Origin of the sequence: Streptomyces sp. NPDC007929 (assembly GCF_042959065.1) — a bacterium.
In the GTDB taxonomy this organism is placed as follows: domain Bacteria; phylum Actinomycetota; class Actinomycetes; order Streptomycetales; family Streptomycetaceae; genus Streptomyces.
Map to the genome: position 1 here is coordinate 324,024 of NZ_JBIBKD010000006.1, position 16,978 is coordinate 341,001.

Below are 16,978 nucleotides of genomic sequence, written 5' to 3' on the forward strand. Positions count from 1 at the left end.
ACGCTGAGCCGTCCATCCAGTCGCCGTGTCAAGGGGGCCGCAATGGGCAAGCTCGACGGACGGGTCGTCATCGTCACCGGCGCCGCACGCGGCCAGGGCGAGCAGGAGGCCCGGCTGTTCGCGGCGGAGGGGGCCCGGGTGGTCGTCGCGGACGTCCTCGACGACCGGGGCGAGGCTCTCGCGAAGGAGATCGGCGCGCGGTACGTCCATCTCGACGTCGGGCGGGAGGACGACTGGCGGGCGGCCGTCTCGGCGGCCAAGGACGCGTACGGCCAGGTCGACGGGCTCGTCAACAACGCCGGCATCCTGCGCTTCAACTCCCTCCTGGACACCCCCCTCGACGAGTTCATGCAGGTCGTCCAGGTCAACCAGGTGGGCTGCTTCCTCGGCGTCAAGACAGTCGCCCCGGAGTTGTCCGACGGCGGCACGATCGTCAACACCGCCTCCTGCACGGGCCTGACCGGGATGGCCGCGGTGGGTGCCTACGCGGCGACCAAGCACGCCGTGCTCGGGCTGACCCGGGTCGCCGCCCTGGAGCTGGCCGGGCGCGGGATACGCGTCAACGCCGTCTGCCCCGGGGCGATCGACACGGCGATGTCCAACCCGGCCCGGCTGGATCCGGACGCCGACCCGGAGGAGACGGCGCGGGGCCTCGACCGGCTGTACCGCAAGCTGGTGCCGCTGGGCAGGGTCGGGCGACCGGAGGAGGTGGCCCGGCTCGCCCTGTTCCTGACCTCGGCGGACTCGTCGTACATCACGGGGCAGCCGTTCGTGATCGACGGCGGGTGGCTGGCCGGCGTCAGCGTCATCTGACGGGTCATCAGCTATTGACGCTCCCGGCAGGCCGGTGGAACAGTCGGACCATAAATCTGACGGTCAGTCAGAAACAGTGAACCGATCGTGGGGCGGTGAACCTCCTTGGAGTTCGGCATCTTCGTTCAGGGATACGTCGGCAAACGGGGCGAGACCGACCCGCTCGCCGAGCACAAGGCGCTGATGGAGGAGACCGAGTACGTCATCCAGGCCGACAGGTCCGGGTTCAAGTACGCCTGGGCCTCCGAGCACCACTTCCTGGACGAGTACTCGCACCTGTCCGCCAACGACGTCTTCCTCGGCTACCTGGCCCACGCGACCGACCGGATCCACCTCGGCTCCGGCATCTTCAACCCGCTGGCCCCGGTCAACCACCCGGTGAAGGTCGCCGAGAAGGTCGCCATGCTCGACCACCTCAGCGAGGGCCGCTTCGAGTTCGGCAGCGGCCGGGGCGCCGGATCGCACGAGATCCTCGGGTTCATGCCGGGGGTGACCGATATGAACCACACCAAGGAACTCTGGGAGGAGACCATCGCCGAGTTCCCCAGGATGTGGCTCCAGGACGAGTACCAGGGCTTCCAGGGCAAGCACTGGTCGCTGCCGCCGCGCAAGGTCCTGCCCAAGCCGTACGGTCCGGCACACCCGGCCATGTGGTACGCGGCCGGGTCGCCGCCGTCGTACGCCATGGCCGCGAAGAAGGGGCTCGGCGTGCTCGGCTTCAGCGTGCAGAAGGTCTCCGACATGGAGTGGGTGCTGGAGCAGTACAAGACGGCGATCGTGGACGCCGAGCCGGTCGGGGCGTTCGTCAACGACAACGTGATGGTGACGACGACGGCGATCTGCGCGCCGACCCGTGCGGAGGCCGTGCGGATCGCGGCGAGCGGGGGGCTGCACTATCTGCCCTCGCTGGTGTTCCGGTACCACGACACGTTCCCTCGGCCCGAGGGGTTCCCGGTGTGGCCGGAGACCTTGCCGGAGTACACCGAGGAGTTCGTGGAGGTACTCATCGAGGAGGAGCTGCTGATCTGCGGGGATCCGGACGACGTGCTGCGGCAGTGCGAGCGGTGGGAGCGGGCCGGGGCGGATCAGTTGAGCTTCGGGTTGCCGGTGGGGGTGCCGAAGGAGGAGACACTCCAGACGATCCGGCTGGTCGGGGAGCATGTGATTCCCAAGATCGATACGGATCCGGTGCATCGGACTTCGCGGTTCCGGAGTGCCGCTTGATCGCCGTTGGCGGGTGCGGGTGCGCTGTGGCTGGTCGCGCCCACGCGGCGGAGCCGCACATCGACACAGCCCCGCGCCCCTGAAGGGACACGCAGCTCAAGGAGTTGAGTGGTCATGCTCGATCACGTCATCAAAGGGGCGACCGTCGTCGACGGGTCCGGGACGCCCGGCTTCACCGCCGACGTCGGCATCCGAGACGGCCGTATCGCCGTCGTGGGGACGGTCACCGAGGAGGCACGGTCGGTCGAGGACGCCACCGGTCTCGTCCTCACCCCCGGCTTCGTCGATCCCCACACCCACTACGACGCCCAGCTCTTCTGGGACCCGTACGCCACGCCCTCGCTCAACCACGGGGTCACCACCGTCGCGGGCGGGAACTGCGGATTCACGCTCGCGCCGCTGAACCCCGCCCGTCCCGAGGACGCCGACTACACGCGGCGCATGATGTCCCGGGTCGAGGGGATGGCGCTGGTGGCGCTGGAGGAGGGGGCGCCGTGGAACTGGCATTCCTTCGGGGAGTACCTGGACGCCCTGGAGGGGCGGATCGCGGTCAACGCCGGTTTCATGGTGGGGCACTGTGCGCTGCGGCGGTATGTGATGGGGCCGCAGGCGGTGGGCGGGCAGCCGAGCCCGGAGCAGCTCGACGCGATGGTGGGGCTGCTGCGGGAGGCCATGGACGCCGGGGCGTGGGGCCTGTCCACGACCCAGTCGAGCAGCCACTCCGACGGCGACGGACAGCCCGTCGCCTCACGGCACGCCCGGCCGGCCGAGCTGCTGGCGCTGTCGCGCGCGGTGGGGGAGTGCGAGGGCACGCAGATCGAGGCGATCGTCGCGGGCTGTCTGGACCAGTTCAGCGACGCGGAGATCGATCTCTTCGTGGAGATGAGCGCGGCGGCGGGGCGGCCGCTCAACTGGAACGTGCTGACGATCGACGCGGCCGTTCCCGAGCGCGTGCCCCGGCAGTTGCTCGCGAGCGAGCAGGCGCGGAAGGCGGGCGGCAGGGTCGTGGCGCTGACCATGCCGATCCTCACGCCCATGAACATGTCGCTGGGGACGTTCTGCGCGCTGAACCTCATCCCCGGGTGGGGGCCGGTGCTCGGGCTGCCCGTGCCCGAGCGCATCGAGAGACTGCGCGACCCGGACGTGCGGGCCGAGCTGCTGCGGCGGGCCCGGTCCAAGGAGGCGGGCGTCTTCCGGCGGCTGTCGAACTTCGGGCGGTACGTCATCGGCGACACCTACAGCGAGGCGAACGCCGGGCTCACCGGGCGCGTGGTGAACGACATCGCCGCCGAACGCGGCCAGGAACCCTTCGCGTGCCTGGTGGAGATCTGCGCCAACGACGAGCTGCGTACGGTGCTGTGGCCGATGCCGACCGACAACGACCCGGCGTCCTGGGCGCTGCGGGCCCGGACCTGGAGCCACGAGGACGTGCTGCTGGGCGGGTCCGACGCGGGCGCCCATCTGGACCGGATGTGCGGGGCGCCGTACACCACCCGGTTCCTCGGGGACTGTCTGCGGGGGCGCAAGCTGGTCGGTCTGGAGCAGGCCGTGCGGATGCTGACCGACGCCCCGGCCCGGCTCTTCGGGCTGCGCGAGCGGGGGCGGATCCGGGAGGGCTGGCACGCCGACCTGGTCCTGCTCGACCCGGAGCAAATCGACGCGGGCCCGGCCACCCTGGTGCACGACCTGCCGGGCGACAGCCCCCGGCTGGACTCCCGGGCGCTGGGCGTCCGGGCGGTGTGGGTCAACGGGGTCGAGGCGATCCGGGACGACGTGGTGACCGGGGCCGTACCGGGCCGGGTGCTGCGCTCCGGGCGGGACACGGAGACGGTGAGCACACGGTGACGGCACGGCAGCAACTGTTCGTCGGTGGCTCCTGGATGGAGCCGGACGGCGGGCACTACGAGGTGATCGACCCGGCGACCGAAAGGGCCGTCGGGTGGGCGCCGGAGGCCTCGCGGGATCAGGTGCTCGCGGCCTGTGCCGCGGCCCGCGAGGCCTTCGGGCCGTGGTCGCGTACGGCGCCGGAGGAGCGGGCGGCGGTCCTCGGCCGGGCGGCGGGCGTCATCGCCGGCCGGCTGGCGGAGTACGCGGAACTGGCCCGGGCCGAGACCGGCGCGACCACCGCCATCGCACGCGGCATGCAGGTCGGTGTCGCCGCCGCCCGCTTCCGGCGCTACGCGCGCGTGGAGCCCGCCGAGTGGGCGATCCCGCCGCAGATCAACGAGGCCGGGCCGATGGGGAAGGCCGCTGTGATGGGCGCCCTGGCCGTCCGCCAGCCCGTCGGGGTCGTCACCTGCGTCACCTCGTACAACAACCCCTGGGCCAACCCCGCCGGAAAGATCGCGCCCGCCCTGGCGATGGGCAACACCGTGGTGGTGAAGCCCGCCCCGCAGGACCCGCTGTCGGTGTACCGGATGGCGGAGGCCCTGGAGGAGGCGGGCGTGCCGCCGGGTGTCGTGAACGTGGTCAGCGGCTCCCGTACGGAGGTCGGCGAGGCGGCCGTGGCGTCGCCGGACGTCGACATGGTGAGCTTCACCGGCTCCACGGCGGTCGGGCGGCGCATCGGTGAGGTGTGCGGGCGGGACATGAAACGGCAGTTGATGGAGCTGGGCGGGAAGGGCGCGGCGGTCGTCCTCGACGACGCCGACCTGGACTCGGCCGTCGCCGGGATCGGCACGACCTTCTCCTTCTACAGCGGCCAGATCTGCACGGCCCCGACGAGGGTGCTCGCCCAGCGCGGGATCTACGACCGGCTGGTGGAGCAACTGGCGGCCTACGCACGCCGTTTGAAAGTCGGGGACCCGGCCGAGCGGGACACCGTGGTCGGGCCGGTGATCTCGTCGGCGCACCGGGACCGGGTGGAGTCGTACGTCGAACTGGGCCGCAAGGAGGGCGCGGTGGTGGTGACCGGCGGCGAACGCCCGGACCTGCCAAGCGGCTTCTACGTCGCCCCGACGCTCCTCGCCGACTGCACGAACGACATGCGCGTGGCCCGCGAGGAGATCTTCGGGCCGGTGGTGGCCGTCATCCCCTTCGACGACGAGGAGGAGGGCATCGCCCTCGCCGACGACACCGACTACGGCCTCATCGACTACGTCTGGTCGGCCGACGTCGCCCGGGCCTTCCGGGTGGCACGGCGGCTGCGGGCCGGGGGCGTCGGGATCAACACCGTCGGCCGCAACATGGAGGCCCCTTTCGGCGGCTTCAAGAAGAGCGGCGTCGGCCGGGACGTCGGCAGCTACGCGCTGCACGCCTACAGCGAGGTGCAGGCGATCGTCTGGCCGGGCTGAAAGCGAGCGGCGGCCCTCAGCGGAGGCGCGCCCGTCCGCCCGGCGCCCGGCCCGGGTGTTCCTCCCAGCGCCGGGCCATGGCGCGGCCCGCGTGCAGCCCGGCGAGGACGCAGCCCGCGCAGAGCGGCAGCAGGAGCAGGGAGAGCAGGGTGGCCCAGCCGGAGGTCGCGTAGCCGTTGCGGCCCACGTGGTCCAGGAAGCGACCCAGGCCGACGGTGCGCAGGAGGTCGGAGTCGGCCGCGATGTCGCCCGACCGCAGGGACGTGTCGCCGCCGATCAGGCCGTAGCCGAGCAGCAGCGCGCCGGTGGTGAACGAGGCCCGGCCGGGCGGCAGCCAGGACCAGGGCTCGCGCAGCCTCGGCCGGAAGGCGCCGCCGAGCCGGTAGGCGCACGGGGCCAGCCGGAACAGGGCCGAGCAGCTCACCACGGCCGCCATCAGGGTCAGGACGCGGGCGCCGTCGAACTCGTAGCTCCCGTACCACCAGGTGAGCCAGACGGCGAGGGCCGGGACGAGGAACCAGACCCCGGTGAGCAAGCACGCGCGGAACACGCCGAGCGCGACCGCGCCGGGGCCCCGGGCCTCCCGTACGGTCCGCCGTTCTCTCTCCCGAAGCCGCTGCCGCTCCGCCTCCTGCCGCTCCGTGAGCTGACGATCGCGTTGCTCCCGCGCGGCCCGCTGCCGTTGCTCCTCGCGCTCGCGTGCGGCCACGCGGCGTTGTTCCGCGGTCGCGTCCGCCACCCGCCGCCTGGCCTCACGTTCCCGGGCCTCCATCTCCCCGTCGCGCTGGGCCCGTTCGGACCACTGGGCCTCGAAGAGCCGGCCGAGCGGGGTCTGTCCGCCGCCGGTGGCCGGGAGCAGACGGGTGTACCAGTTGGCCGCCGGATCCGGTGGCCGGGCCGCGGCCGGGAGCCGGTGCCGGACCCTGGCCAGGTGCTTCGGCGGGAGCAGGGCGACCAGCAGCGCCCCCGGGCCGGCGCTGACCGCCCAGACGTACACCTCGGTGGGCACGTGTGCCGCCCCGGCCTGCCCCTTCCACTCCTTGACGGCCGCGATCCACTTCTTCCGCACCCCGCGCAGCCCGCGGAGCGCGCCGAACCGGGCCAGGATGTCCAGCAGCGGCCCCTCGTACAGCTCCTCGAAGAAGCGCTTGTCGCCGCCGCTGCCGAGGCACTGGTCCAAGCAGATGTGGACGAGGGACTCGTAGGTGACCGGGCTGCCCCGGTACACCACCGGGCCGTCGGGATCCAGCCAGCGCAGCAGGTGCAGGAGCTTGTGGTCAGCGGGGAGGTTCCGCTGGGTCAGGTGGCGGTCGACGAGGACGATCCGGCCCTCGACGTCGTCGCAGCGAGTGTTGTCGAACTGCCTTAACCAGGAACGCAGTTCACTCCACCCCTCGGAGGGGTGCGCCTCGGGTCCCATGTTCCGGAAGAACCGGTCGGCGGCCGTCCTCCAGTGGGTGCGGATCGTGGCCGCGAGTTCCTTCTTCGTCGCGTGCCGGGCACCCGCGAAGACGAGCGGGCGGGCCACGTAGGCCTCTTCGGCGGTGATCCGGGGCGGGGGCGGTGCCGGTTTCGCCCGCCGGGCCGCCGTGGCGCCGGGCGCGGCGGCGTTGCGGGCGAGTGCCAGGTCGCGGGTGCTGTTGTCGAACCGGTGCCCCGGTGTCTGGAGCCCGCGCAGCCGGGGGCTGCGGCGCAGGTGCTCGGCGAGGGTGCCCAGCGACAGCAGGTCGCCGGCCTGCGGCACGCCGTCGCGCAGCAGGTGCAGCAGTTCGCGCGTGTAGAGCGTGTGCGTCGCTCCGGGCGGTGCCAGTGCCTCGGCGTTGTCGGTGGTGGACACCAGGACACAGGCGCCGTCGATCTCGGTTCGCTGCTCCAGCGCGGTGGCCGTCGCGCTCATCCCGCGGATCGCCCGGCCGCTGAAGCAGCAGTCCAGGATGACGATCTTGTTGGCCGCGCCGGACTCGTCGACGATCTCGCGCAGGGTTTCGTAGTCGAAGGCGCTGAACCGTGAACTGTCGTACTGGGTGTCCGTCACGGCGAGTTGGAGGTCGCCGTTCACCTTCCGGAAGCCGTGGCCCGCGAAGTAGACCAGCAGGGTGTCCGTGGCCTGGCCCGCGTGGTGGGCGAGGCTCTCGTACACCTTCAGCGGCGCCTGCGGATCGAGGAGCACCGTGCTGTGCCGGGCGGCGAACCCGCCCAGCGGGGGAGTCAGCGCGGTCCGCAGGTCCCTGAGGTTGTTGGCGACGGCCGGGAGGTCGGGGAAGTAGTCGTACCGGTAGGTCGCGGCGCCGAACAGGAACGCACGGGAGCGTTCCGGATCAGGCAGCCGGGTCATCGTCCCCCCGGAGCCCTTCGGCGATGGCCATGGCCGTCTGCGCCAGCTGGGCCGGGTCCGAGCCGTTGATGGCGTACGGGGTGCCGTCGGGTCCGGTGACGGTGACGGTGACGGCCTGGCGGGTCGCGCGGGGTCGCCTCTCACGGAGCGTCAGCCAAGCGGTGACCGCTGCGATCAGGGTGTTCACACCGGCGAGACCGAGGTCGGACAGCTGGATGACGAGTTCCGTGCCGGACCCCATCGTGCCGGGCCGGGGCGGTGCGCTGCGCAGCTGGAGTCGGCCGCGCAGGTCACGCTCGTTGCCCAGCCACTCCCGCAGGTCCGGTAGCGCGGTGTCGTCTCCCGCTACGTCGATCCGTATGGACACGTGCTCCCCTCCCTGCCCGGCCGGCCTCGGCCGCGACGGGGCGTCCCGAGGTACGGGTGACCATTCCAGTAAGCAGGTGACGCAGTGTCAAGAGCCGCTGCCGGGCCGTAGATCCACCCGTACGGTGAGCAGGTCCGTGCCCAACGCCCGTACTCCCAGGCTGTTGAGCCGGGGCAGTCGGCGCAGCCGGGCCACGGGGTCGTCGCCGGGCATCAGATGGGCCGTCCCCGTGTGCCAGCGCCCCCGGATCCGTACGCGCACCCGCGGATCGGCCGTGATGTTGCGCACGTACTGCGACCGTTCGCCGAACTCCGACACCAGCCAGAAGTCGTCGCCGACCCGGCGCCCGCCCACCGGCGTCCGGCGGGGCAGCCCGGAGACGCGGCCCGTGGTCTCCAGGAGCGTCTGGAGGGGGAGGCGGCGCAGCAGCGGGTTGATGCGGCGCTGTACGGACGTGGTGGCGCGGAACCGCAGGTCGGTGAGGCGGGGCATGGGGGTTTGGGCTCCTTCGTGGCTCTCGGGGGCGCGTCGGGGTCAGACGGCCGGGCGTCCGAGGAAGATCGGGTTGGTGAACGCCGCCAGTGCGCCGGGCAGCGGTCCCGCGGCCGCCTCGTGGCGCAACTCGGCCCGTACGTACGCCGCGTACGACGGGGTCGTGCGCCACTCGACCGCACCCGAGCCGGACACCGGCAGCGGGGGGCCGGTGTGGACGACGCCCTGGTCGGTGACGAGGCGGACCGTGCAGCGCGGGGCGCCGGTGACCTCCAGGCGCACGGTGACCGGGGTGTCGCGGCCGACCGGGAGCCGCTCGCCGATGCCCGCGTGCTCACCGCGCCCGCCGGACGCCCGGAAGGACAGCGCGACCCGCGCGGACTCGGCGACGTAGGACCGCCCGGCCCGGATGCCCTCCTGGATCGCCTCCCGGGTCAGGTCGTCGGCGAGGACGACCGTCTGCGGGCTGCCCACCGCGTCCGGGGAACGGTGGGCGTCGCTGCCGCCCATCGCGGGGAGCCAGCCGCGCCCGTCCCGCACGGACGCCACCAGCATGCTGTCCCAGTCGGCCAGCGCGACCTCGTCGTCGGGCGTGTAGGGGCCGTTCCACACCTCCACCGCGTCCGCCTCGCCGAAGCCGAACTTCCAGTTGCAGCCGATGCAGGTGGCGTGCGGGTGGGCCGGGACGACCAGGCCCCCGGCGCGGCGGATCTGCCGGGCGAACCGGCCGAAGCGGTTGTCGCGGGCCCGGTAGCGCCAGTCGACGAAGGTGCCGGGGTCGGTGCCGAGCGCGACCACGTGCCCGTTCCTGGTCGTGATCTCCTCACCGAGCAGGACGAGCAGGTCGTCCCCGGCCACGTCGGCCCAGTGGGGGTGCGCGGAGTGCGTGTTGTGCTCGGAGGAGTTGATGAAGTCCAGCCCCGCGGCCCGGGCGAGTTCCCCGATCTCGGCGGGGGTGCGGCGGCCGTCGGAGTGCCAGGAGTGCAGGTGGCAGTCGCCCCGGTACCAGGCCCGGCCCCGCCCCTTCGCACGCTCCGGCGGATACACCGGCCGGGCGGCCTCGCCCGGCGCCCCGTAGGTCAGCGTGATCGTGATCTCGTACGACAGGCCCTGCGGGGCGACGGTGTACGGGCCGAGCGTGATGTGCCAGGTGCCCTCGCGCACCGGGCCCGGGAGGTAGCCGGGCGTCGCGTCGTCCGCGCGCAGGAAGAACTCGGTGCGCGCCCCGCCGGACCAGCCCCGGAAGCCCCGGCCGCCGAGCTCGGTGCCGCGCTCGTCGAAGACGCCGATGTCGAGGGCGTTGCCCAGCGTCCCGGCCGGGACGGAGGGCCGGTCGTAGCGGTAGGCGACCTTGAGCTCCCGGACACCGGCCGGGACCTCGACGGGCACGTACACGAAGTCGGGGGAGCCCGGCGGCAGGGTGCCCCTCACCGTCCTGCTCTCCCGGTCCCCGTCGGCCGCTGAAGCGAAGCTCACGCTTCCCAAGGTAAGCGCGGCCGCCGCTCCCGTCATGAACAGAGCGCGCCGGCCGAGCCCACCGTGGCTGTCCTCGCACATGCTGCTGCTCCCCGGGTGTCGTCGGTGACGTGGCGTGGGTGGTGCGGGGGTGGAGCGGGGTGGTGCGGGGGTGGTGCCCCGCAACCCTTGTATTGAGTGGTGAAGTCGCGCGCAAGGGAGGGGAACCGGACGGCGAACGGACGATCGTCCGACCGGTCGGTATGGACACGTGGAGCGCTCTCGGGTACAGAGGAGCCATGCGCATCGCCGTGACGATCTTCCTCACCGACGAGACGATCACCCCGACCCGGCTCGCCCGGGAGCTGGAGGACCGCGGATTCGCCGGGCTGTATCTGCCCGAGCACACGCACATCCCGGTGGAGCGGACCACCCCGTACCCGGCCGGGGGCGATCTGCCGCCCGAGTACGGGCGCACCCTCGACCCGTTCGTGGCCCTCGGTCAGGCCGCCGCCGTCACCGAGCGGCTCGGGCTCGGCACGGGCATCACGCTCGTCGCCCAGCACGACCCGATCGCCCTGGCCAAGCAGATCGCCACGCTCGACCACCTCTCCGGCGGCCGGTTCACGCTCGGGCTCGGCTTCGGCTGGAACGTCGAGGAGGCCGCCGACCACGGCGTGCGGTGGGGCGCCCGGCGCGAGCTGGTCCGGGACCGGATGGGCCTGATGCGGGCCCTGTGGTCGCGGGAACCGACCGCGTACGAGGGGGAGTTCGGCGGCGTCCGGGCCAGCCACGCCCACCCCAAGCCCGTGCAGCCACCGCGCGGCCCGGTCGTCGGCCCGCGCACGCTCGTCGGCGGGGCCGCGGGGCCCAAGCTGTTCGCGCACATCAGCGAGTACGCCGACGGCTGGCTGCCGATCGGCGGGCGTGGTCTGGGCGAGGCGCTGCCGCTGCTGCGCACGGCCTGGGCGGACGCGGGCCGTGACCCGAAGGCCCTCCAGGTGGTCCCGTACGCCGTCCACCCGTCCCCCGGCAAACTCGCCCACTACGCCGACCTCGGCATCGAGGAGGTCGTGGTGCAGCTGCCTCCGGCGGGGGAGGCGGAAGTTCTGAAGGTGCTGGACCAGTACGGGGCGTTCGTGGTGTAGCCGGCCTCTCGTCTGCCGGGAGGGGTGCGTGGCCGTGTGCGGGTTCGTCGCGGCTGGTCGCGCAGTTCCCCGCGCCCCTGAAGGGCCGCAAGGCCTTCCTTCAGGGGCGCGGGGAACTGCGCGCGCAACCACGTACCACCCGCAGCCGCCGACGCAGCAGCCGCTGCCCCGGTCCTGATCAGCGCACTCGTATGCTCGAAGGATGACGACCTCCGCGAGCTCCGGAACCGGACCCACCGAGAACTCCATGCGTCGCGCCCTGAAACGGGCCAGGGACGGTGTCTCGCTCGACGTCGCCGAGGTGGCGGTGCTGCTCCAGGCCCGGGGGGAGCAGCTGGAGGACCTGTCGGGCTCGGCCGCCCGGGTGCGGGACGCCGGGCTGGAGGCGGCCGGGCGGCCCGGTGTCATCACGTACTCCAAGTCCGTCTTCATCCCGCTGACCCGGCTGTGCCGGGACAAGTGCCACTACTGCACCTTCGTCACCGTCCCGGGCAAGCTGCGCCGGGAGGGCCACGGGATGTTCATGTCGCCGGACGAGGTGCTGGACATCGCCCGCAAGGGCGCGGCCCTCGGCTGCAAGGAAGCCCTCATCACCCTCGGCGACAAGCCCGAGGACCGCTGGCCGGAGGCGCGCGAGTGGCTCGACGCGCACGGCTACGACGACACCCTCGCCTATGTGCGGGCGATCTCCATCCGGATCCTGGAGGAGACCGGGCTGCTGCCGCACCTGAACCCCGGCGTCATGAGCTGGTCGGACTTCCAGCGCCTCAAGCCCGTCGCGCCCAGCATGGGCATGATGCTGGAGACCACCGCGAGGCGCCTCTGGTCGGAGCCGGGCGGCCCCCACCACGGCTCCCCGGACAAGGAACCGGCGGTGCGGCTGCGGGTGCTGGAGGACGCCGGGCGGTCCTCGGTGCCCTTCACCTCGGGCGTCCTGATAGGCATCGGCGAGACCTACGAGGAGCGCGCCGAGTCGCTGTTCGCGCTGCGGAAGGTGTCGCGGGCCTACCACGGCGTCCAGGAACTGATCATCCAGAACTTCCGTGCCAAGCCGGACACCGCCATGCGCGGCATGCCCGACGCGGAACTCGACGAACTGGTCGCCACCGTGGCCGTCGCCCGGCTCCTCATGGGCCCGGGCGGCAACATCCAGGCCCCGCCCAACCTCGTCGACGACGAGTACGAGCGGCTGATCCGCGCCGGGATCGACGACTGGGGCGGGGTCTCCCCGCTGACCATCGACCACGTCAACCCCGAGCGCCCCTGGCCGCAGATCGAGCAGCTCGCCGAGAAGTCCCGGGCGGCGGGGTTCGAACTGCGTGAACGGCTCTGCGTCTACCCGGAGTTCGTGCGGCGCGGCGAGCCCTGGCTGGACCCGAGGCTGCGTCCGCACGTGGCCGCGCTGGCCGACCCGGAGACCGGCCTCGCGCGCTCCGAGGCGCTGCCGCGGGGCCTGCCGTGGCAGGAGCCGGAGGAGGTCTTCACGGCGTCCGGCCGCACCGACCTGCACAGCTCCATCGACACCGAGGGCCGCACCTCCGACCGCCGGGACGACTTCGACGAGGTGTACGGCGACTGGGGCGCCCTGCGCGAGGCCGCCGCCCCGGGCATGGCCCCCGAGCGCATCGACACCGACGTGCGCGAGGCCCTGCGCACGGCGGCCGACGACCCCACGCGGCTCACCGACGACGAGGCCCTCGCCCTGCTGCACGCGGACGGCCCGGCGCTGGACGCGCTGGCCCGGGTCGCCGACGACGTACGCAAGTCGGCCGTAGGGGACGACGTCACCTACATCGTCACCCGCAACATCAACTTCACCAACGTCTGCTACACCGGCTGCCGCTTCTGCGCCTTCGCCCAGCGCCGCACCGACGCCGACGCCTACACCCTCTCCCTGGACCAGGTCGCCGACCGGGCCCAGCAGGCCTGGGAGGTGGGCGCGGTGGAGGTGTGCATGCAGGGCGGCATCCACCCGGACCTGCCCGGCACGGCGTACTTCGACATCGCGCGGGCCGTGAAGGAACGCGTCCCGGGCATGCATGTGCACGCCTTCTCCCCGATGGAGGTCGTCAACGGCGCGACCCGCACCGGCATGTCGATCCGCGAGTGGCTGACAGCCGCCAAGGATGCGGGCCTGGACACCATCCCGGGCACGGCCGCCGAGATCCTCGACGACGAGGTCCGCTGGATCCTCACCAAGGGCAAGCTGCCCGCCGCCGACTGGATCGAGGTCGTCAGCACCGCCCACGAGCTGGGCATCCGCTCGTCCTCGACGATGATGTACGGCCATGTCGACCAGCCCCGGCACTGGCTCGGGCACCTGCGCACCCTCGCCGGCATCCAGCAGCGCACGGGCGGCTTCACCGAGTTCGTGACGCTGCCGTTCGTGCACACCAACGCGCCGGTCTACCTCGCGGGGATCGCCCGCCCGGGCCCGACCATGCGGGACAACCGCGCGGTCACCGCCATGGCCCGGCTGCTGCTGCACCCGCACATCCCCAACATCCAGACCAGCTGGGTGAAACTGGGCACCGAGGGCGCCGCCGAGATGCTCCGCTCCGGCGCGAACGACCTGGGCGGGACGCTCATGGAGGAGACCATCTCCCGTATGGCGGGCTCGTCGTACGGCTCGTACAAGTCGGTGAAGGACCTCATCGCGGTGGCGGACGCGGCAGGGCGTCCCGCCCGGCCCCGCACCACCCTGTACGGGGACGTCCCCGAGGAGCGGCAGCGGGCGGCGGCGGCCTCGGACGGGCATCTGCCCGAGCTGCTGCCGGTGCTGGACTGACGCGCTACTGGCCCCCGGCGTCCGCCGGCTGGTGCACCGTAAGGGTGCGGCCGGTCGCGGCGCCGGGGTCCGCGGGGGGCGGCGGCAGCGGGCGGCGGCCCAGGAGGAGCAGCAGCAGGCCGAGGGTGCAGGCGAGCGCGGGCCAGTACACGTAGCGGAAGTCCGTCGCGGGCATGATCGGCAGATAACCGAGGATGTAGGCGGCCGAGCTGATGCCCAGGGCCCGCACGGGCATGGCGAACAGGCCCCGGCCGGGGCGGACGGCCAGCACCAGCGCGACCGTGAGCCAGAACCAGCCGCGGAACAGCCACCGCAGATCCGCGGCCATGCCCTCGACGTACGTGCCGAGCGTGGCCGCCAGCTGAGGGTGCGCCACCTTGACGCCGAGGTCGTTGCGGGTGATGCCCGCCTTGTACACGTAGTCGGTCTCGAACAGCAGCGTCGCGAAGAGCCGCAGCCGGTACTGGAGATAGCCCGGCACATGCCCGCTCATCTCACGCAGCCACAGCGAGGTGATCTCGCCGGAGTCCCCGCGCAGCCCGTCCGCCGGGCGCTGGTAGCAGGCCCAGTAGGCGTCCGACAGGGCCCCGACCCGGTCGCACTCCCGCGCGGAGGCCACGAGGCGGTCCCGCAGGGCGGGTGACACATCCGCCGACCGGAGCTCGTCCACGCTCAGCACGTGCACCAGGTCGTCGAGCATGATCTGCGCGCCCTGTTTCGTCTGGAGGGGCTGGGCGAACAGGGAGATCGCGGCGGCGGGCACCACCAGGGCCGCGACGAGCGCGGCCGTGCACGTCACCCACGTACGGCGGCCCGGAGCGCGCCACAGGGCGAGGACGAGCATGACGAACACCGGGATCGCGGCGACGAAGGCGTTCTTGCGCACCAGCATGGCGTAGGCCAGGAACAGCGCCCCCAGCACGAGCAGCGCCCACCGCACGGCCGGACGCGGGTCCCGGTCGCGCAGCCGCAGCCCGGTGAAGGCGACCGCGCAGGCGGCGAGCAGCGCGAACGCCGCGTGCACGTCCTTCCACACCACCCCGGCGAAGTTCAGCACGAAGGGCGCGAGCCCGACGCCGAGCACGGCGAGCGACCCGCCACGGCTGCGGGTCAGCTCCCACACGCACCCGGCCAGCACCCACAGCGCGCCCCACAGGACGGCGGCCTGGAGGACGAGCATCGACGTGATCGCCCCGGTCACGGCGATGAGGGCCCGCCACACCAGGCTCAGCACCGGTGGATGCCAGTCGGTCAGGGGGGCCTCGCCCTCAGCCTGCCGGAGCTGGTCGAGGCTGTCGGGGCTCAGGAACCCGGGGGCGAAGACGAGGACCGTGGCCAGGCAGCACAACGCCGCGATGGCGGCCAGAACCCAGACCCAGCGCTGCGCACGCGCCACCGAAGGCTTTTGTCCCATATGCCGGATGTTAACGGCTCACTGTGCGACGAAGACGTAGCGCCGGTAGGCGTAGAAGCGGAACAGCGTCGCGAGGACCCAGCCGAAGACGCGGGCGGTGTTGTCGCTGAGCGGCGAGTCAAGGCCGAGCAGATGCCGCGAGGCGTAGACCGTGCCCGCGGTGATGGCGAGCCCGACCCCGTTCGCGACGAGGAACAGCAGCAGTTCGCGGGTCACCTTCTCGCGGTGCCGCCCGCGGTAGGTCCAGTAGCGGTTCCCGACCCAGCTGAACAGCGCCGCCGCGGTCGTCGCGATGACCGACGCCTGCACGGGAGCGGTCCCCATCACCCCGCCCTCCGCACCGCCGGGCAGCCCGAAGACCAGCAGGTTGTAGCCGCCGTTGTCGACGACGAAGGCCAGGGCCCCGACGACGCCGAACTTGGCGGCCTCGCGCCAGATGCCCTTGATGGCGTCACGCGCACGCAGCGTCACAGAGTCGAGGACCGGCACACGGCGAGCCTAACGACAGCTCATCCGCCATCCGGTCAGGCGCGCTCATATCGCACTATGTCGGACTGTGTGAGGTGCTGACTGTATGAGGTGCCGACCGGGTGACGGACCGGCCGGGTGAGTCGAGCGAGGAGTGGGCGTGGAACCGACGATCGCGTGTGTCGTGCCCTGCCACAACGAGGAGGCGGCCGTCGGCAAGGTGGTCCGCGACCTGCGCGCGGCCCTGCCCGAGGCCGTCGTCTACGTGTACGACAACGCCTCCACCGACCGGACCGTGGAGGTCGCCCGGGCCGCGGGCGCGCTCGTCCGCGAGGAGACCCGCAAGGGCAAGGGCAACGTCATCCGCCGCGCCTTCGCCGACGTCGACGCCGACGCGCTGCTCATCATCGACGGCGACGACACCTACGACGCCTCCCGCGCCCGCGACCTGGTCGACCTGCTCTTCGAAGGACCGTACGACCAGGTCGTCGGCGCCCGCCGGGTGACCGACGACGGGGCCTACCGGGCCGGGCACGCGGTCGGCAACAAGGTGCTCACCGGGGCCGTCAGAGCCCTGTTCGGCAACGACGTGACCGACATGCTCAGCGGCTACCGGGTCTTCTCGCGGCGCTTCGTGAAGTCCTTCCCGGCGCTGGCCCGCGAGTTCGAGACCGAGACGGAGATGACGATCCACGCGCTGCACCTGCGGCTGCCCACCGCGGAGATCCTCACGGACTACCGGGTCCGGGCCGCGGGCGGCGAGAGCAAGCTGCGCACCTACCGGGACGGCTGGCGCATCCTGCGGGTCATCCTCGATCTGGCACGGCGCGAGCGCCCCTCGCTGGTCCACACCGTGATCGCGGGCGTCCTCGCCCTGGTATCCGTCATCCTCGGCATCCCCGTCATCGCCGACTTCGTCGAGACCGGCACCGTCCCCCGGGTCCCCACCGCGATCCTCGCCGCCGCGATCATGACCATCGCGGCGCTCGTGCTGCTCGTGGGCTACATCCTGGAGTCGCTCACGCACATGCGCCAGGAGCAGACCCGGCTGGTGCACCTGTCCTACCCGGCCCCGGTGCGCACCCCGCGCTACACCGCCCGCGGCGCCGGCACGGGCCCGGTCCCGGTCCGCAAGGCGGCCGACGGCCCCTGAGGGCACTGAGGGGCATGGGGTGCGCAGT

Annotated in this window: 13 protein-coding genes; 7 read left to right on the forward strand and 6 right to left on the reverse strand. The window is 72.5% G+C overall.

Features of this window, described 5'->3' with window-relative positions; translation table 11 throughout:
* Positions 1–42: 42 nt before the first annotated feature.
* The 4 genes from ACFZDE_RS22265 to ACFZDE_RS22280 all read left to right on the forward strand — a co-directional run bounded on the left by ACFZDE_RS22265 (position 43) and on the right by ACFZDE_RS22280 (position 5,330).
* On the forward strand, positions 43–813 hold the full coding sequence (locus ACFZDE_RS22265) for a glucose 1-dehydrogenase (RefSeq protein WP_391202047.1): 771 nt from the start codon (positions 43–45) through the stop codon (positions 811–813).
* 105 nt (positions 814–918) lie between these two features.
* Positions 919–2,037 (forward strand): LLM class flavin-dependent oxidoreductase, encoded by a 1,119-nt coding sequence (locus tag ACFZDE_RS22270; protein WP_391202050.1) that lies wholly within the window; start codon positions 919–921, stop codon positions 2,035–2,037.
* Positions 2,038–2,151: 114 nt separating this feature from the next.
* Positions 2,152–3,882, forward strand: coding sequence for an amidohydrolase family protein (locus ACFZDE_RS22275; RefSeq protein WP_391202053.1), 1,731 nt, complete (start codon positions 2,152–2,154; stop codon positions 3,880–3,882).
* A 35-nt stretch (positions 3,883–3,917) separates the two neighbouring features.
* The gene (locus tag ACFZDE_RS22280; RefSeq protein WP_391202591.1) at positions 3,918–5,330 is read left to right on the forward strand and encodes an aldehyde dehydrogenase family protein; all 1,413 of its coding nucleotides are present in this window, start codon (positions 3,918–3,920) and stop codon (positions 5,328–5,330) included.
* 16 nt (positions 5,331–5,346) lie between these two features.
* Here ACFZDE_RS22280 and ACFZDE_RS22285 read toward each other — a convergent pair whose 3' ends face one another.
* From ACFZDE_RS22285 to ACFZDE_RS22300, 4 genes are all read right to left on the reverse strand, one after another.
* A complete protein-coding gene (locus tag ACFZDE_RS22285) occupies positions 5,347–7,665 on the reverse strand; it encodes a caspase family protein (protein ID WP_391202056.1) in 2,319 nt (772 codons plus the stop codon).
* Positions 7,649–8,032, reverse strand: a complete 384-nt coding sequence (locus ACFZDE_RS22290; protein WP_391001038.1) for a hypothetical protein — start codon at positions 8,030–8,032, stop codon at positions 7,649–7,651. The genes ACFZDE_RS22285 and ACFZDE_RS22290 overlap by 17 nt, the downstream gene beginning before the upstream one ends.
* Positions 8,033–8,119: 87 nt before the next feature.
* Complete coding sequence (locus ACFZDE_RS22295) at positions 8,120–8,524, reverse strand: nitroreductase/quinone reductase family protein (protein ID WP_391202059.1); 405 nt, start codon at positions 8,522–8,524, stop codon at positions 8,120–8,122.
* A gap of 42 nt (positions 8,525–8,566) precedes the next feature.
* On the reverse strand, positions 8,567–10,081 hold the full coding sequence (locus ACFZDE_RS22300; protein ID WP_391202062.1) for a CehA/McbA family metallohydrolase: 1,515 nt from the start codon (positions 10,079–10,081) through the stop codon (positions 8,567–8,569).
* A 197-nt stretch (positions 10,082–10,278) separates the two neighbouring features.
* On the opposite strand from ACFZDE_RS22300, the gene ACFZDE_RS22305 reads away from it, so the two are divergent.
* Both ACFZDE_RS22305 and ACFZDE_RS22310 read left to right on the forward strand, forming a co-directional pair.
* Positions 10,279–11,127: a TIGR03619 family F420-dependent LLM class oxidoreductase gene (locus ACFZDE_RS22305; RefSeq protein WP_391202065.1), complete on the forward strand. Its 849-nt coding sequence runs from the start codon at positions 10,279–10,281 to the stop codon at positions 11,125–11,127.
* A 202-nt stretch (positions 11,128–11,329) separates the two neighbouring features.
* Positions 11,330–13,915 (forward strand): bifunctional FO biosynthesis protein CofGH, encoded by a 2,586-nt coding sequence (locus ACFZDE_RS22310; protein WP_391202068.1) that lies wholly within the window; start codon positions 11,330–11,332, stop codon positions 13,913–13,915.
* A 4-nt stretch (positions 13,916–13,919) separates the two neighbouring features.
* On the opposite strand, the gene ACFZDE_RS22315 is transcribed toward ACFZDE_RS22310, so the two are convergent.
* Positions 13,920–15,329 (reverse strand): hypothetical protein, encoded by a 1,410-nt coding sequence (locus tag ACFZDE_RS22315; RefSeq protein WP_391202071.1) that lies wholly within the window; start codon positions 15,327–15,329, stop codon positions 13,920–13,922.
* An 18-nt stretch (positions 15,330–15,347) separates the two neighbouring features.
* Positions 15,348–15,818, reverse strand: coding sequence for a GtrA family protein (locus ACFZDE_RS22320; protein WP_391001076.1), 471 nt, complete (start codon positions 15,816–15,818; stop codon positions 15,348–15,350).
* 133 nt (positions 15,819–15,951) lie between these two features.
* Between ACFZDE_RS22320 and ACFZDE_RS22325 the strand changes: the two genes are divergently transcribed.
* Positions 15,952–16,950 (forward strand): glycosyltransferase, encoded by a 999-nt coding sequence (locus ACFZDE_RS22325; RefSeq protein WP_391001079.1) that lies wholly within the window; start codon positions 15,952–15,954, stop codon positions 16,948–16,950.
* Positions 16,951–16,978: the final 28 nt, after the last annotated feature.

What these genes read in the sequence shown, in the direction of transcription:
- ACFZDE_RS22265 (WP_391202047.1), top strand. Translation starts at nt 43, where the DNA reads ATGGGCAAGCTCGACGGACGGGTCGTCATCGTCACCGGCGCCGCACGC.
- ACFZDE_RS22275 (WP_391202053.1), top strand. Translation starts at nt 2,152, where the DNA reads ATGCTCGATCACGTCATCAAAGGGGCGACCGTCGTCGACGGGTCCGGG.
- ACFZDE_RS22280 (WP_391202591.1), top strand. Translation starts at nt 3,918, where the DNA reads ATGGAGCCGGACGGCGGGCACTACGAGGTGATCGACCCGGCGACCGAA.
- ACFZDE_RS22285 (WP_391202056.1), bottom strand. Translation starts at nt 7,665, where the DNA reads ATGACCCGGCTGCCTGATCCGGAACGCTCCCGTGCGTTCCTGTTCGGC.
- ACFZDE_RS22295 (WP_391202059.1), bottom strand. Translation starts at nt 8,524, where the DNA reads ATGCCCCGCCTCACCGACCTGCGGTTCCGCGCCACCACGTCCGTACAG.
- ACFZDE_RS22300 (WP_391202062.1), bottom strand. Translation starts at nt 10,081, where the DNA reads ATGTGCGAGGACAGCCACGGTGGGCTCGGCCGGCGCGCTCTGTTCATG.
- ACFZDE_RS22305 (WP_391202065.1), top strand. Translation starts at nt 10,279, where the DNA reads ATGCGCATCGCCGTGACGATCTTCCTCACCGACGAGACGATCACCCCG.
- ACFZDE_RS22310 (WP_391202068.1), top strand. Translation starts at nt 11,330, where the DNA reads ATGACGACCTCCGCGAGCTCCGGAACCGGACCCACCGAGAACTCCATG.
- ACFZDE_RS22315 (WP_391202071.1), bottom strand. Translation starts at nt 15,329, where the DNA reads ATGGGACAAAAGCCTTCGGTGGCGCGTGCGCAGCGCTGGGTCTGGGTT.